General features: G+C 66.0%; 12 protein-coding genes and 1 tRNA gene. 10 read left to right on the top strand and 3 right to left on the bottom strand.

Translation table 11 applies throughout. From position 1 onward, the window contains the following. Positions 1-52 precede the first annotated feature (52 nt). Both B1C78_RS02220 and B1C78_RS02215 read right to left on the bottom strand, forming a co-directional pair. The gene (locus B1C78_RS02220; protein WP_077277502.1) at positions 53-2,569 is read right to left on the bottom strand and encodes an ABC transporter permease; all 2,517 of its coding nucleotides are present in this window, start codon (positions 2,567-2,569) and stop codon (positions 53-55) included. Then, the gene (locus B1C78_RS02215; protein WP_077277501.1) at positions 2,566-3,276 is read right to left on the bottom strand and encodes an ABC transporter ATP-binding protein; all 711 of its coding nucleotides are present in this window, start codon (positions 3,274-3,276) and stop codon (positions 2,566-2,568) included. The genes B1C78_RS02220 and B1C78_RS02215 overlap by 4 nt, the downstream gene beginning before the upstream one ends. A gap of 488 nt (positions 3,277-3,764) precedes the next feature. On the opposite strand from B1C78_RS02215, the gene mgtE (B1C78_RS02210) reads away from it, so the two are divergent. The 3 genes from mgtE (B1C78_RS02210) (at position 3,765) to ispG (ending at position 7,849) form a co-directional block, all read left to right on the top strand. Beyond that, positions 3,765-5,123, top strand: a complete 1,359-nt coding sequence (gene mgtE, locus B1C78_RS02210; protein ID WP_077277500.1) for a magnesium transporter — start codon at positions 3,765-3,767, stop codon at positions 5,121-5,123. Positions 5,124-5,180: 57 nt separating this feature from the next. After that, on the top strand, positions 5,181-6,545 hold the full coding sequence (gene mgtE / locus B1C78_RS02205; RefSeq protein ID WP_077277499.1) for a magnesium transporter: 1,365 nt from the start codon (positions 5,181-5,183) through the stop codon (positions 6,543-6,545). Between the two features lie 80 nt (positions 6,546-6,625). Beyond that, positions 6,626-7,849 (top strand): flavodoxin-dependent (E)-4-hydroxy-3-methylbut-2-enyl-diphosphate synthase, encoded by a 1,224-nt coding sequence (gene ispG / locus B1C78_RS02200; RefSeq protein WP_077277498.1) that lies wholly within the window; start codon positions 6,626-6,628, stop codon positions 7,847-7,849. A gap of 317 nt (positions 7,850-8,166) precedes the next feature. On the opposite strand, the gene B1C78_RS02195 is transcribed toward ispG, so the two are convergent. Beyond that, positions 8,167-8,562 (bottom strand): gamma-glutamylcyclotransferase family protein, encoded by a 396-nt coding sequence (locus B1C78_RS02195; protein WP_077277497.1) that lies wholly within the window; start codon positions 8,560-8,562, stop codon positions 8,167-8,169. A gap of 455 nt (positions 8,563-9,017) precedes the next feature. Between B1C78_RS02195 and B1C78_RS02190 the strand changes: the two genes are divergently transcribed. The 7 genes from B1C78_RS02190 (at position 9,018) to B1C78_RS02160 (ending at position 15,573) form a co-directional block, all read left to right on the top strand. Then, on the top strand, positions 9,018-11,102 hold the full coding sequence (locus B1C78_RS02190; protein ID WP_077277496.1) for a SulP family inorganic anion transporter: 2,085 nt from the start codon (positions 9,018-9,020) through the stop codon (positions 11,100-11,102). A 59-nt stretch (positions 11,103-11,161) separates the two neighbouring features. Beyond that, positions 11,162-11,236, top strand: a tRNA-Val gene (locus B1C78_RS02185). A 236-nt stretch (positions 11,237-11,472) separates the two neighbouring features. After that, the gene (locus B1C78_RS02180) at positions 11,473-12,429 is read left to right on the top strand and encodes a sigma-54 interaction domain-containing protein (RefSeq protein ID WP_077277495.1); all 957 of its coding nucleotides are present in this window, start codon (positions 11,473-11,475) and stop codon (positions 12,427-12,429) included. 146 nt (positions 12,430-12,575) lie between these two features. Next, positions 12,576-13,250: a sulfite exporter TauE/SafE family protein gene (locus B1C78_RS02175; RefSeq protein ID WP_077277494.1), complete on the top strand. Its 675-nt coding sequence runs from the start codon at positions 12,576-12,578 to the stop codon at positions 13,248-13,250. Positions 13,251-13,657: 407 nt separating this feature from the next. After that, positions 13,658-14,467, top strand: a complete 810-nt coding sequence (locus tag B1C78_RS02170; RefSeq protein ID WP_245795274.1) for an energy transducer TonB — start codon at positions 13,658-13,660, stop codon at positions 14,465-14,467. 18 nt (positions 14,468-14,485) lie between these two features. Beyond that, entirely contained in the window at positions 14,486-15,169 is a 684-nt protein-coding gene (locus B1C78_RS02165) for a MotA/TolQ/ExbB proton channel family protein (RefSeq protein WP_245795273.1), read from the top strand. Beyond that, entirely contained in the window at positions 15,169-15,573 is a 405-nt protein-coding gene (locus tag B1C78_RS02160) for an ExbD/TolR family protein (protein WP_077277492.1), read from the top strand. Before B1C78_RS02165 ends, B1C78_RS02160 begins: the two co-directional genes overlap by 1 nt. Positions 15,574-15,632 lie beyond the last annotated feature (59 nt).

The following is a 15,632-nucleotide window of genomic DNA, read 5'->3' as shown; positions in this document are numbered from 1 at the left end:
AGGGCCAGGGTGGGGGCCCTTCTCACTTCCCAATTCACACTTCCCACTTCCATCACTCTTCCCTCAACGCATCCGCCGGCCGCGCCCGGCCCGTTTGCCACGCGGGCCGCAGCCCCGCCAGCAGCGCGGCACCCACCGCGAGCAGGACGCCTTCCAGCAGCACAGGCGCCGGCACAGTGCGCACCATGCTCCAGCCGAACGAACGACGATTGATCACGTCGATGAGCACGTCGGCCATCATCAGGCCCAACGGAATGGCCAGCAGTCCGGCGGCGAGACCCAGCAGGGCGCCCTGAAGACTCACCAGCCCGGTGACCTGACCCGGCGTCATGCCGGTGGCGCGCAACACCCCGAACTCCCGGGCACGCTCGAACTGCAGCGCCATGAGCGCGCTCAGAATGCCCACAAAGGCCACGCCCACGGTGAGCATGCGCAGCACGTGCGTAATGGCAAACGTGCGGTCGAAGATGGTCATGGAGGTCTCGCGGATCTCCGCTGCGGAAGTGACCAGAACCGGTTCCGGCAGATCGGCGAGCGCGGCGCGAATCGCCGCGGCACCGGCTTCCACGGACACGCCGTCGGCAAGGTACACGCCCTGTGTCCCTTCGGTGCGTACGTCCCAGTGTTCCCGGAACACGTCCCGTGGGATCAGCACAACGCCTCGCTGGGACCCGTAATCCTGATACACGCCCTCGATGCTGAACAATCGATCACCTCCGGGGGTGTGCAAGGTCAGCGCATCACCCACCGACACCCCGTAACGCCAGGCGAAGGGTTCCGACACCAGCACCGCCTCGCCCGCCCGCCAGGCGGACCAGGCACGCGCCGGGTCTCCGGCACGGAACCGGAAGCCCTCGTAACTGGCGGGCGCGGGCTTGAGCACGAACAGTTCCACCGGCCCCAGGTCGGATGCCACCTTAAAACGCCGCCCGGTGCTGAAGGCGGCCACCTCAGGCAGCGCCGCCACCCGCTCCACGACGCCCGGCGGCAACAGCGAGCCGGCCTGCGCGTCGCCGGGGGCCGCGGAGTTCACATAGATATGGCTCTGCAATGTATGCCCCAGCCACACCTGCACGGTGGTGCGAAAGCTGTCCACCATCACACCCACACCCACGGTAGCCGACACGGCGACCGTCAGCGCCGCCACCGCCACACCGGTGCGGCTCAGCGCGGCACCCAGCCCGCGGGCTGCCAGTCGTCCGGGCGCACCGAGCACCGCACCCATGGGTCGGCCAAGCAGCCGGGAGATGCTCCGCACCGCAAAAGGCACCAGCAGGCTGTAGCCGATGATCATGAAGAACAGGGCCACGAATCCAATCACCAGACCGCGGGTGCTGAACCCCACCAGCGCGTAGCCCAGTAGGATCAGCACGATCCCCGCCGCTGCGAGCCAGGGCGCCAGCGATCCGGCGCGACGTTCACGGGAGGAGCGCCGCATGCCCTCCCGCGGCCGGGTGCGCGCCGCCTCCAGGGCAGGACCCAGCGCGGCAATCAGCGCAGCGCCCACCCCCAGCGCCAGCCCCTTCACCAGCAGCCAGACAGGCACGTGCAAGGCGGTCACCGCCAGCACGAAATACAGATCGTTGATGGTGCGGGTCACCATCTGCACGAGCCCCTGCCCGATGAGCACGCCCAGCAGCAACCCGGGTATACCGCCCAGCAGGGCGAGTACCAGCGCTTCGGTCATGACCAGGCGGAACACGCCCCCGCGGGTTACGCCCAGCGCCCGCAATGCCGCCAGCAGCGGTCGGCGGCGAAGCACGGCGAACATGAGCGTGTTGTAAATAAGAAAACCGCCCACCAGCAGGGCCAACAGGCTCATGGCGGTCAGGTTGATGTGGAAGGCCCGGGTGAGCTGCCGGGCGGACGCCTCCCGGGCACCGGCCTCCTCCACGCGAACGCCCTCCGGCAACAGGTCGGCGAGCGCCTTGTCCGGAACAGCGTCTCGCGGAAAAATCAGGTCGATGCGATCCAGGCGGCCCACGCGCTCCAGCAGTTCCTGGGCCGTGGCAATGTCCGTAAGCAGCACGCCGTCGAGTCCCGGTGCCCCGTTGCTGAGCACCGCGGACACAGTGAGCACCACCTCACCGGCCGGCACCGTCAGCGTCACGGTGTCGTCCTCCAGCACACCCAGACGTTGCGCCAGCCCCTCGCTCAGCGCCAGCCGGTTACGGCCCACCATGAGGCCGCGCACATCGGCATCCAGGAACCCCGCCAGGTGCTCCCGGAAGGGGCCCTCCGAAAACGGCTCCAGTCCGAGCAGCGTGAACGTCTCGCCGCGGATGCGCGCGTGCCCCTCCACCACCGGCGCACTGGGGCGAACGCCGCCCAGGCGAAGCTCCGTGAACAGGCGCTCGTCGAGCCCGGCCGGGCCCGAGGGCAGGATCTGGTGGGTGGCGCGTCCCGAGACCGCCTCCAGCGACAGGCCGAAGGCCCGCGACGCGCTGTGGTTGGCGATGTCCACCGCCACCACCACGGCCACGCCCAGCGCCACCCCGAGCACGGCCAGGATCCACTGCCAGGGATGGCGCCGGGCGTCTCGCCACAGGGCGCGGGCAGGCAGGGTCATGCCGGCACGTGCTCCTCATCGGTGATGTGACCATCGGCGAGGCGCCAGACCCGGTCCGCCACGGCCGCGACCTCGGCGCTGTGGGTCACCAGTACCAACGTGGCGCCGCGCTCGCGGACCATGCGCGTTAATAATTGCATCACCTGTTCGCCCGACTCGGCGTCCAGGTTGCCCGTGGGTTCGTCGGCCAGCAGCACGGCCGGCTCGTGGATCAGAGCCCGGGCCAGCGCCACGCGCTGCTGCTCTCCGCCGGACAGCCGATCCGGATCTTCATCGGCCCGGTCCGCCAGACCCACCTGCTGCAACAGATCGCGCACCCGGCCACTGTCCGCCTGCCCCGTCAGTTCCAGGGGCAACGCCACGTTCTCCGCCACCGTCAGCGTCGATATCAGGTTGAAAAACTGGTAGATGAATCCGATCCGGTGGCGCCGGAACAGCGTGCGGGTATGCTCATCCATGGCGGCGATATCCCGCCCGTCCACCACCACGCGCCCCGAATCCGGCAGGTCGATGCCGGCAATGAGATTGAGCAGGGTGGACTTGCCCGAACCGCTGCGCCCCAGCAGGGCGACCACCTCCCCCGCCGCGACACCCGCACTGACGCCCTCCAGCACGCACCGGGCATGTTCACCCTCGCGAAAACACCGGCACACGTCTTCCAGGCGGATCAGGTTCTCCCGGGCAGGCGTTTGTGCGATTGCAGACATGAGGTGTATCCCATCCAGTGCCCGTCTCGAAGCGGCGCCATTCCCCTATCCTTCAAAAGAGTGACTTTCTTCCTACTTCCACATTCCCACTTCTTACTTCCACCCCGTTCCCCCTATCGCCGCATACCTACCGTTAGACCCGCAAACCCGGCGCTCACTTGACCCTCCAAGGCGTCACTATATAATCGGCCCTGTTTGATACGAGAGGTCACGTTACCTTGGAAAGTTCCAGTTGTACCTTAACTGACTACGCCTTGCGGTAAGCCCCGCCTAGACCCCTCAACGTCCAGGCCCGTTTCCCGCAGGCAAGAGCAGGCGGAGGCGGAGAATCCTGGCGCACCAAGCCCTTCGGGCGCCCCGGATCCCCGGTTTCCAAGAGATCGGCCCGTTCGGCAGCGATGTTCTTCCGCCGCCGGACACGAGCGTCGCGCTGTCCCTCGGCCTGACGTCACGAGCCTTCCTGCGCCCTCCAATCTGGAGATCGAGGCATGGAAAACGAGTTCGAGCATTACCTCATCGAGATCCGCGAACTGCTGGAGCGAGAGGACCCATCGCGCCTGCGTGATCTCCTGGACCTGATGCGCATCCAGGACATCGCCCATGCGCTCATGGAACTGGACGAAACGCAGATCCCCCGGGTATTCGCCGCCCTGCCGCGCGGGCGCAAGGTGGACGTGTTCTCCTACCTCGATCCCCATTATCAGTACCAGTTGCTGGCGCACATCTCCGCGGATGATGCGCGCCACATCCTCTCGGAGATGCTGCCCGACGACCTCACGGCGCTGCTCGAGGATCTGCCCAGGGATGAAGTGCGTCGCCTGCTGCGTCTCCTGCCGTTTCGCGCCATCCGCCGCGCCCTGACACTCCTTGGCTATCCCGACAACAGCGTCGGGCGTCTGATGACGCCCCAGTTTGTCTCGGTGCGTTCCGACTGGACCGTTGAACGCTGCCTTGAGTACATGCGCACGCAGAAGGAACGGGGTGAACCCGTACACGTCGTGTTCCTCACTGACGAGGAGCGCCATCTCGTGGCGGGCATCCCATTGGAACGCTTCGTGCGCGGACGTCCGAAGGACCCGGTCGAAACGCTCTCGCAGGGCCCGGTGATCAGCCTCAATGCCACGGCCGAGCGTGCGGAGGCCGCACGCCTCATGCAGCACTATGACCTGGAAGTTCTACCGGTGGTAGACGAAGACAATGTGCTGCTCGGTATTGTTACGGTCGATGACGTCATGGACGTTGTGGAAGAGGAAGCCACCGAGGACTTCCACAGAATCGGCGGCGTGGGCCTCGTCAATCTGAGCCTGCGCGATGCCCGTCCTTCGCTGCTGTACCGCAAGCGCATCGGATGGCTTCTGGGCCTCGTGTTCCTGAACCTCATCGGCGGGTTTCTTATTTCACAGTACGAGGAAACCATCGAGGCCCTGGTGGTGCTGGTGTTCTTCCTGCCGCTGATCATCGACAGTGGCGGTAACGCCGGCGCGCAGTCTGCCACGCTCATGATCCGGGCACTGGCGACCGGCGACGTGGAGCTGCCCGACTGGCTGCGCCTGCTGGGCAAGGAGCTGGCAGTCGCCGTCAGCCTCGGTGTCACCATGGCCCTGGCAGTCTCCGCGCTTGGCCTGTGGCGGGGCGGACCCGAGATCGCGGTGGTGGTGGCACTGGCCATGACCGGCGTGGTGGTCATGGGCAGCCTGGTGGGCATGCTGCTCCCGTTCATCCTCACGCGAGTGCGTCTGGACCCGGCCACTGCCAGCGCCCCGCTGGTGACATCGGTCGCGGACCTTGGCGGCATCCTGATCTACTTCAGTATCGCCGTGTGGCTGCTGCATATCCCGATACCGTAGGCAAACATCGACACTTCAAGCGATGGTCAGTCGAACTGAACTGAAGCAAGGCAACCGATGACAGACAACGCCACTACCGATCAGGCTGAAACCCCGGACATCGCGGCCCTCGTGGCGGCGCAAGACTGGGAGTCCGTGGATTCCATCCTTGAGGGGATGGCCGATCCTGACGTGGCCAAGGTCCTGCCCACCCTCGAACGCACTCACTGGACTGCCCTGCTCAACCGCCTGCCTCCCGAACGTGCGGCCTCCGTTTACGCCTATCTGTCGACTGAACAACAGACCCAACTGCTCGATGATCTCAGCGATGACGAGAAAGCCGAGATTATCGGGCAGCTTTCCTACGATGACGCCGCGGCACTGCTTGAAGAACTTCCCGACGAGCACACCGAACTGCTCATGGACATGCTGCCTCGGGAAGACCAGGAAGTCCTCCAGACACTGCTCTCCTATCCGGAGGACAGCGCCGGGCGCCTGATGACACCGCAGTTTGTCGCGCTGCGTCCGGAGTGGGACGTGCGCCAGTGTCTCGACCACGTGCGCCGCCAGGCCGAGGAGGGAGAGACTCTGAGTTCCCTGTTCGTGACCAGCGACAATGGACAGATCGTGGGATGGGTGCGGTTGCAGGACCTGCTGCTGGGGCGCCCTTCCGCAACCCTGGACACGCTCATGCAACCGGACGTGATCAGCATCCCCGCGGACGAGGATCAGGAGGAGGCCGCGCGGCTGATACGCCACTACGACCTGGAAGTCCTGCCCGTGGTGGATTCCGTGGGCCGGATTGCGGGAATCATCACCGTCGACGACATCATGGACGTGGTGGAGGAAGAGACCACCGAGGACTTCCAGAAGATGGGCTCCGTGGGTGTCCTCAACCTGAGCATCAAGGAAGCCACCACCACCCTGCTCTATCGCAAGCGCATCGGCTGGCTGATCATCCTGGTATTCGTGAACATGTTTGCCGGCGCGGCCATCGGCATCTTCGAGGCAGCCATCGAACAGGTGGTGGCACTGGTCTTCTTCCTACCCATGATCATCGCCTCGGGCGGCAACGCCGGCGCGCAGGCATCCACGCTCATGGTGCGCGCCCTCGCCACCGGCGACGTACAGGTGCGCGACTGGCTGAAACTGTGGGGCAAGGAAATGCTGGTGGCCTTCTCACTCGGGCTCACCATGGGCCTGGCGGTCTGGGCGGCGGGCGTCTGGCTGGGGGGTCCGCAGGTGGGGCTGGCGGTGGCCATCTCCATGGTGCTGGTGGTCGTCATCGGCAGCATGATCGGCATGCTGCTGCCCTTCATGCTGGCCCGCTTCCGCCTGGACCCGGCCACCGCCAGCGCACCGCTGATCACCTCCGTTGTGGATATCGCCGGTATCCTCATGTATTTCTCCGTGGCAACGCTGATCCTGCAGCTTTCGATGTGAACGACAAGCCGACAGGCCCCGCTCCCTGAGCCCTGCATGCGTTAGAATGGGTTATTGACGTTCTCGCCTCCCGGATTTCCATGACCACTCATCCCCGGCGTCACAAGACCATCCCTGTTCGCATCGGCCCCGTCACCGTGGGCGGCGATGCGCCCGTCGCCGTCCAGTCCATGACCAACACCGACACCGCCGACGTGATGCGCACGGTGGTGCAGGTGGCGGAACTGGCGCGTGCCGGTTCGGAGCTGGTGCGGGTGACGGTAAACAATGAACAGGCCGCTGCCGCGGTACCCGAAATCCGCGAGAGGCTGGACGCCCTGGGCCTGAACGTCCCACTGGTGGGGGATTTTCACTTCAACGGGCACAAGCTGCTCGCGAAACACCCCGCCTGCGCCGAGGCATTGGCCAAGCTGCGCATCAACCCGGGCAACGTGGGCCGCGGGGCGAAGCGCGACACCCAGTTCGCGCAGATGATCGAGATCGCCTGCCGTTACGACAAGCCCGTGCGCATCGGCGTGAACTGGGGCAGCCTGGACCAGGATCTGCTGGCGCGCCTGCTGGATGAAAACGCCGCACGGGCCGAACCCATGGAGCTGGAGGACGTGACCCGCGAGGCGCTGATCACCTCGGCGCTGGACAGCGCGGCACGGGCCGAAGAGATCGGCCTGCCCCACGACCGGATCATTCTCTCGTGCAAGATGAGCGGTGTGCAGCCCCTGATCCGTGTCTACACGGATCTCGCCGCACGCTGCGACTATCCCCTGCACCTGGGGCTCACGGAAGCCGGCATGGGCGTCAAGGGCATCGTGGCCTCGACGGCAGCGCTGGCCGTGCTGCTGCAACAGGGCATCGGCGACACCATCCGCATCTCGCTCACCCCGGAACCGGGCGGTGACCGGACACAGGAGGTGATCGTCGCCCAGGAGATCCTGCAGAGCATGGGCATCCGCAGCTTTCTGCCCTCGGTGGTTGCCTGCCCCGGCTGCGGACGCACCACCAGCGAGTACTTCCAGCAGCTCGCGCAGGACATCCAGACTTACATCCGCCACCGCATGCCCGAGTGGCGCAAGACTCATCCGGGCGTGGAAGAGATGACCGTGGCGGTGATGGGCTGCGTGGTCAACGGCCCCGGCGAGAGCAAGCACGCCAACATCGGCATCAGCCTCCCCGGCACCGGCGAAGTCCCCGTGGCCCCCGTCTACGAAGACGGCGCAAAGACCGTCACCCTCAAGGGCGATCACATCGCCGAAGAATTCCAAGCCCTGGTGGACGCCTACGTGGAACGGACATATCGCCGTGCGTAGGTTGGGGTGAGCCATGCGAACCCCAACGGCGTTTTAACCACGAAGCGCACGAAGCACACGAAGAAAAGGACATTCCTCTCGCGAAGGCGCGAAGCCCGCAAAGGAATGATTGGCTCTTTCAAGAGGAGGGTTTTGTAAGACTTACGGTCTTCTTGGCGGGCTTCGCGGCTTTGCGAGAGTCATAAAGGTGGACTTTCCATGTCCCGGATAGACGGGTCAATTGCCCATGCAGGCAGTGACCACCAGATCCATCATTCCATAAAAATCTTCGTGTGCTTCGTGCGCTTCGTGGTTGAAACGCGCAGTCAAATACCAGACTACGTTGGCCAGCGGTCGATGGGTTCGCCGCGACTCAGCGGGCCGGTGTAGACGTAGGTCCAGGCGTCGATGTCCGCATTACCCGATGCCGGGCTGACCTTCAGCTTCCTGCGCACAAACTCGCTGCGCCCCGGCGCCTCCGGATCACATCCCTCGTAGGCGTCCAGCACCGGCCAACATTGTTTCGGCGCCCTGACACGCAACAACCGACCGCTGATGCGCCCGGAACCATCACCCCTGCCGGGGACCAGCCCGGGATACCAACCGAGCCGGTACAAGCGTCCGGCGACGGTTGCCGCACCGGCGTCCTCGCAGAACTGCCGCACCACCCGGTTTACCGTCGGGTCCGGCGCCTCTCCCAGAAGCGTTCCGTACACGAACAGGTATTCCGCCATCTGCCAACTCCTCAACCCGACGCCGCTGTCCGCGGGGAGCATCAGTCCCCCGGTTTCAACTGCCCGGTGATTCCCGAAGGATCAGAATTTGATAATATAGCGCGTCCCTGTCCTGCAGTATGGTCGGGTGAGGCGGGACTCCGCGTACGGGTGGCCCGTGTATCTCACCAACGATCGCGAATGATTGTGGCCTTCCGGCCAGTCTGGCGCCGTCGTCTTCCAGGAGAAGCGTAGCCATAGGGGCGGGCGCGCCCGCTGTCCCACGACCGTGCACGGCCGTCCTATGCCTGCGAGGCAGGCCGGGTAGGCGCCCAAGCATCGCAAGTCCTGGTGAGGGCACAGCCAGAGGTCTGTCCGCGTAATCTGCGGTGCCGGTGGAACAATGGGCCGCGCTCTGGATAAAGGGCACCGCCGTGCCTGGACGTACAGGATCTTAAAGGAACCCGAACAGCCACATGATCAAACGATTCCTCCCGTTTCTCGACTGGTTCCCCATGAGAAGGGACAACGTGCGTGCCGACCTCATGGCCGGCATCGCGGTGGCTCTGGTGTTGGTGCCCCAGTCCATGGCCTACGCCCAGTTGGCGGGGTTGCCGCCCGTGTACGGGCTGTACGCCTCATTCCTGCCGGTGCTGGTGGCCGCCCTCTGGGGTTCGTCGAATCAGCTGGCCACGGGACCGGTGGCCGTGGTGTCGCTGCTGACAGCCACCGCGCTGATACCCCTGGCCGCGGAGGGGTCCGCGGATTACATAGCACTGGCCATCGTGCTGGCCCTGCTCGTGGGCGTGATCCAGCTGTCGCTGGGTCTGTTCCGCATGGGCGCCCTCGTCAGCTTCATCTCCCACCCGGTGATCGTGGGCTTCACCAATGCCGCCGCCATCATCATCGGTCTGTCTCAGCTCAACAAGCTCTTCGGCCTGCCTCTGGACACCGACAGCGCGTTCCTCATCAACATCTGGAACATGCTGCTGCGCATCGGCGACACCCATCTGCCCACCTTGCTCATGGGCCTCGGGGCCATTGCGGCCATGTGGCTGCTGAAGCGCCACTTCCCGCGGTTGCCGGGCATCCTGCTGGTGGTCGCCGTATCCATCCTGATCAGCTGGGGCATCGGCTTCGAACGCAAGCAGGAGATTGCCCTGGACGCGGTGGCCGATGCGGACATTCGCGAACTGGTGCGTGATGCGCGTCTCTACGATCAGCGTGCCGACGCCATCGAGGATGCCATACGCAGCATGGAGCAGGAACTTCGCGCCTTTTCGGGTGTGGAGGCCCTGAACCTGCGCCACCATATCGACCTTACCCGCCTCGAGGCGGTGGAGACCCGCGACCGCGCCGAACTGCTGGAGCGCCGGCTGCGCCAGGTGGAACTCCGCGCGGTGCGGGGCGAGCCGGGCGTGTATTACCAGGTCGGCGCCCTACCCGAAGACGCCACACCCCATGGCCCGAGATGGCGCATCGCCGGCTCCACAGAGGACCGGCTGATGCTCGACGGGGGCGGCGCCGTGGTGGGCCATGTTCCCCAGGGCATGCCAAGCCTGAGCATGCCGAGTTTCGGCTGGAACACGTTGACCGCACTGATCACGTCCGCCTTCATCATCGCCCTCGTGGGGTTCACCGAGGCCATCGCCATCGCCAAGGCCATGGCCGCGAAGACCGGCCAGCGGCTGGACCCCAACAAGGAACTGGTGGGTCAGGGCCTCGCCAATATCGTCGGCAGCGTAAGCCAGGCATACCCTGTGAGCGGATCGTTCTCCCGATCCGCGGTCAACCTCACATCGGGCGCGCGTTCCGGCCTGTCGTCCGTGATCACGGCCATGGTGGTGCTCGTAACGCTCCTGTTCCTGACACCGCTGCTGTACCACCTGCCCCAGGCGGTACTCGCCGCCATCATCATGATGGCCGTAATCGGACTGGTGAACTTCAAGGCCATCCACCATGCGTGGCAGGCTCACCGGCACGACGGCATTGCGGCGGTGGTGACCTTCATCGCCACGCTGGCGGTGGCCCCGAATCTCGACCTCGGCATCATCGCAGGTGCGGGGCTGGCCATCGTGCTGTTCCTGTACCGTCGCATGCATCCCCGGGTGTCCGAGTTGGCGCGCTACGAGGACGGCACCCTGCGCGACGCGCAGCTTTACGGCCTGGAAACCACCGAGAAGTACTGCATCATGCGCTTCGACGGCTCCCTGTATTTCGCCAACGTGGCGTACTTCGAGGATATCGTCCTCAACCTGGCGGCCAGACACCCGGACGCGCGCTACCTGGTGATCGTGGCCAAGGGCATCAACGAGATCGACGCATCCGGGGAAGAAGCCATCCGCCAGCTGGCGCGCCGCCTGCGGGAGCGCGACATGACGCTGGTGATCGCCGGCATCAAGGCCCAGGTTCTGGACTTGATGAAACGCACCGGCCTGTATGACGTAATCGGCGAGAAGTACGTCTTCCGCTCGACCAATGCCTCCATCGAGGCCGTGCAGCGTTGGATTGAGGAGGAGGAAGGCGCCGCCGGTGCGCGAGAAGCCCCGCAGGCGAACTGAGAACCCCGCCACCGCCATTGACGGAACCCTTTGTCACGATTATGATTTGCCGCTTCCCGGGGCGGTTAGCTCAGCGGTAGAGCACTGCCTTCACACGGCAGGGGTCAGTGGTTCGATCCCACTACCGCCCACCACGCAATCCCGCGGAAAAGGCGACTCCGATCCCCCGGAGTCGCCTTTTTTGTGCCTGTCGACCACCGCCCTGATCCAACGCAATCCCATGACCGTTATCAAGTCTATGACTTGCAGCGGCCGGTATGCTTAACCCCAAAGCCTGTCCAAATAATCATGTAGTTACCCGACATGGGCGGCACCGGGAAACCGCCGAACGTGGCCCCTGTCGATGGGTTGCCTGAAACCGGAGACGAGCATGAACAACGACTTCGATAAATTGCTCATTGGTGAATCCCCGCAACTGCGGGCCGTCATCAACGCCGCGCGTGTGGTCGCGCAGGTGGACGTCACCGTGCTCATCCAGGGCGAGAGCGGCACCGGCAAGGAGCTGATGGCCCGCGCCATTCACGGCGCCAGCCCCCGCCGTCATGCCCCCATGGCCACTATCAACTGCGCCGCATTGCCGGAACAGCTGATCGAATCGGAACTGTTCGGGCATCGCCGCGGGGCATTCACCGGGGCGCTCAACAACCAGCCGGGCCGGATACAGGCCGCGGCCGGCGGCACCCTGTTCCTGGACGAGATCGGGGAGCTGCCCCTGGCATGCCAGGCAAAGCTGCTGCGGTTTCTTGAAAGCGGCGAACTCCAGGCGATCGGACAGGCGTCACCGGAGAAGGTCGACGTGAGGATCATCGCCGCCACGAACCGTGATCTCCACAAGGAGGTTCGTGCCGGCCGTTTCCGCGAGGACCTGTTCTTCCGCCTGAACGTGGTGCCTCTGGAACTTCCGCCCCTGCGCGAGCGGCAGGGGGACGTGCCTGTCCTCTTGCACCACCTGACCGATGCGCTCGCGCAGCAGCACAGCCTGGCTCCGCCCCGCTATCAACCGGACGCCCTCCAGGTGCTGACACGCTATCACTGGCCCGGCAACGTGCGTGAACTGCGCAACTTCTGCGAACGCCTGCTCATCCTTTTGAGCGGGCGCCCGATCCACGCCGACAACCTGCCCCGCGAGTTCGTCGAACGCCCCGTCAACGGTGCGTCGAAGGGGTTTGCCCTGCCCGAGCAGGGCATCCACCTGGCGCAGCTCGAAGCGGACCTGATCCGTCAGGCGCTGCACAAGACACTGGGCAACCGCACCCGCGCCGCGCGCCTGCTCGGGTTGAGCAGGGATACGCTTCAGTATCGGCTGAAGAAGTACGCCATCAACTGAACAGGCGCGCGGCGACTTCGGCCCGCATCCCGGGCTGATGCCCGACCTGCAAGTGTGCGAGACTGGGCGGGAACCCCGATCCTTTCGCGATCCGACAAGCCTCGCGATACTGATCCCGGCCCGCCCGACCGCCACCTGAAAGCCTCGTGGAACTCACACTCGCCGCCGCCTTCCTCATCGGACTCGCCAGTACCCTGCACTGCCTCGGCATGTGCGGGGCCATCAGCGGCGCCCTGACCTTGAGTCTGCCCGCCAAGGTGCGGGAAAGCCCGCCGCGGCTGGTCACCCACGTGGTCGCCTATGGCCTCGGCCGAACGGGCAGCTATGCGGTGGCCGGCGCCATCACCGGCATCGTGGGCACCGCCCTGCTGCGCGGCATCGGAGACGTCGGGTGGGTGCACATGGCGGCACGCATCCTGGCGGCGAGTGTGCTCGCCGGGATCGGCCTCTACCTGGCGGGGTGGTTTCCCCGCTTCGCACAAATCGAGCGTATCGGCGTGCCCATCTGGCGCCGTGTGGAACCCCTCGGGCGTCGGCTCCTGCCCGTCTCGTCGCCGCTGCACGCCCTGCTCTTCGGTGTCGCCTGGGGTTGGCTGCCGTGCGGCCTGGTCTACTCCATGCTGATCTGGACCCTGACCATCGGCGACGTCCTGCAGAGCGCCATGATGATGTTCGCGTTCGGCCTCGGCACCCTGCCCGGCGTCGCCGTGGCCGGGGTGTTCGCCGCCCGCCTCACGCAACTGGCACGCAGGACGCATCTGCGCCAGATCATCGGCCTGAGCATCGTGGCCGTGGCCATCGTCACACTCGTCTATCCCTGACGCCCCCGGCGCCCCCCGATCCGGGCTCCGCGCGGTCGGCTGCCGTCGTTACGCCGGAACGCCCACCCGGATTCGGGACCTCGTGCGAAGGCCGGCCGCCTTTGCGAACACACCGGACGCGATGGAATGGACGGGCCTGTGTGGCATATGGCGCACTTGCCGCGCCAAATGCCCGGTGAATCTCCCCAACCCTCCCATGCCGAACATGCGCAACGGGGCGGTGTGGCCACTTTCCGCGATTGGCACGACTTTGGCATTCATGGTGGGTTAACCACCCGCGCAAGAACCCTTCAGATCACCATGACGCCTCCATGGGCCGGTATAACCCGCGTATCTCACCACCCACCGATGAACCCGCCGTTGCCGGGGGTCGCGCAAAGTGCCTGGCGGTTGCGGGCGCAACAGCCGTGCATGCCGCATTCGCGGCCCTGTTGGTATGGGGTGCCACGAGCGGTCCGCAGGCCACGCCGGCGGCATTCGGATTCGAGGTGGTGCAACTTGCCGAGTCCCACGCCAGCCCGGCGACATCGACAGACCTCGCGGATGCCGAGCCCGATCAGCCGGTGGTTGAACCGGAGCAGGCCGTCCCGCCCCCCGAGCCGGAGCCGGCGCCAGAACCTGTACCGGAACCGGAATCCCCACCCGAGCCTGAACCCGTGCCTGAGCCTGTGCGCGAGCCCGAACCTGGGCCTGAGCCTGAGCCCGAACCCGAACCCGAACCTGAGCCTGAACCTGAGCCAGTACCGGACCCGCTCCCCGACCCCAAGCCGGAACCGCGCCCGGCGGCTCCCCAGCCTGATCACGCACCCGCGACGCAGGCCGCGGCACCCGCTGTCGAATCGACACCTGAACAGTCCGCTTCGGCAACCACGCCAGCGGCCGTATCCGAGGGCCCCCCTGAACCACCAGCGGAGACCTTCACACCGCCCAGCGCCGGCGCCGCCTACCTGGATAACCCCAAGCCGGTGTATCCCGTGGTGGCACGGCGGCGCGGCATGGAAGGTGTGGTGCGTCTAGAAGTCGAGGTCAGCGCGCAGGGGCTTCCGCTGGAAGTGCGGATCAGGGAAGGGTCGGGTTTCCGGATCCTCGATGTCGCGGCGCGGGAGGCGGTCAGCGGCTGGCGCTTCGAACCCGCGCGGCGCATGGGCCGCCCCGTGGCCGCAACGGTGGAGGTGCCCATTCGCTTCCAATTGGCGGACGCGGCAACGTACAGATAAAGACGAAAGAAGGGACCGATGATGGCTGAGACAATGTGGTTGGGGTGGTGGGGACAGGCCGACTGGATCGTGCGCGGTGTGTTCGTGCTGCTGATCGCCCTGTCGCTGATCAGTTGGAGCGTAATCCTCTACAAGGCGGTGCAGTTAAGACGCACGCTCGGCCTGGAACGCGCCGCGGCGCGCCAGTTGAGCCTCAACCCCCAACAAGGGGCCGATGAGGTTATCCAGCCGGACACCGCAACGCGTCACATCCAGGACAGCCTGCGAGGCGCCGCCCTGCGGGGAGAAGGCGCCCGCGAAGCCCTCTCGGAACTCGCCGCCCACCGTGTCCGGGCCCAGCGCACCGAACTGGAGAACGGCCTGGTCATCCTGGCCACCATCGGCAACACGGCCCCTTTCATCGGCCTGCTGGGTACCGTGTGGGGCATCATGCATGCCCTGCAGGCCCTGGGTGGTGCCGGGGCGGCCATTTCCATGGACCTGATCGCAGGCCCCGTGGCCGAGGCCCTGGTGGCCACCGCCGCGGGCCTGTTCACCGCCATCCCCGCCGTGGTGGGCTACAACATGCTGCTGCGCCGCCTGCGGCGCATCATGGTGCTGCTGGAGGGTAATGCCTCGTATCTGCTGGCCGCGCTGACCCGCCCCGCGCAGACCCCGGCGGCGGTGGCCAGCATTGCCCGCAGCGAAGGGAGGGCTCGCTGATGGCCGGGGGTCTGCTGGGCGACGAGGATCAGCCGCTCTCGGAGATGAACGTGGTCCCGCTGGTGGACGTCATCCTGGTGCTGCTGGTGATGTTCATCATCGCGGCGCCCATCTTCGCCCAGGCGCTCAACGTGGACCTGCCCCGCGCCGAGGCATCGCCCGGCGTGGAACCGCAGGTGGCCCACCTGGTGCTGTATGCCGACGGAAAGCTGATGTTGGAGGAACGGGCAGTGCATCGCGACGCCCTCCCCGGCCTGCTCTCGGAACGCCTTCGCGAAGAGCCGCAACTGGTGGTGCGCCTGGGCGCGGACGCCTCCGTGCCCTACCAGTCCGTGGCCGAACTGGTCTCCGTGCTGCAGACCAGCGGCGTACGGCGCATCGCTTTCGCCACACGAAGTCCCTGAAGCCTCTCCATACCCGGGATGCCGGCGGCCACAGGCCGCCCTAAGACCGCGCCGCCATA

Origin of the sequence: Thioalkalivibrio denitrificans (assembly GCF_002000365.1) — a bacterium.
Lineage (GTDB): Bacteria > Pseudomonadota > Gammaproteobacteria > Ectothiorhodospirales > Ectothiorhodospiraceae > Thioalkalivibrio_A > Thioalkalivibrio_A denitrificans.
This window is presented reverse-complemented; position numbering and strand designations above follow the sequence as displayed.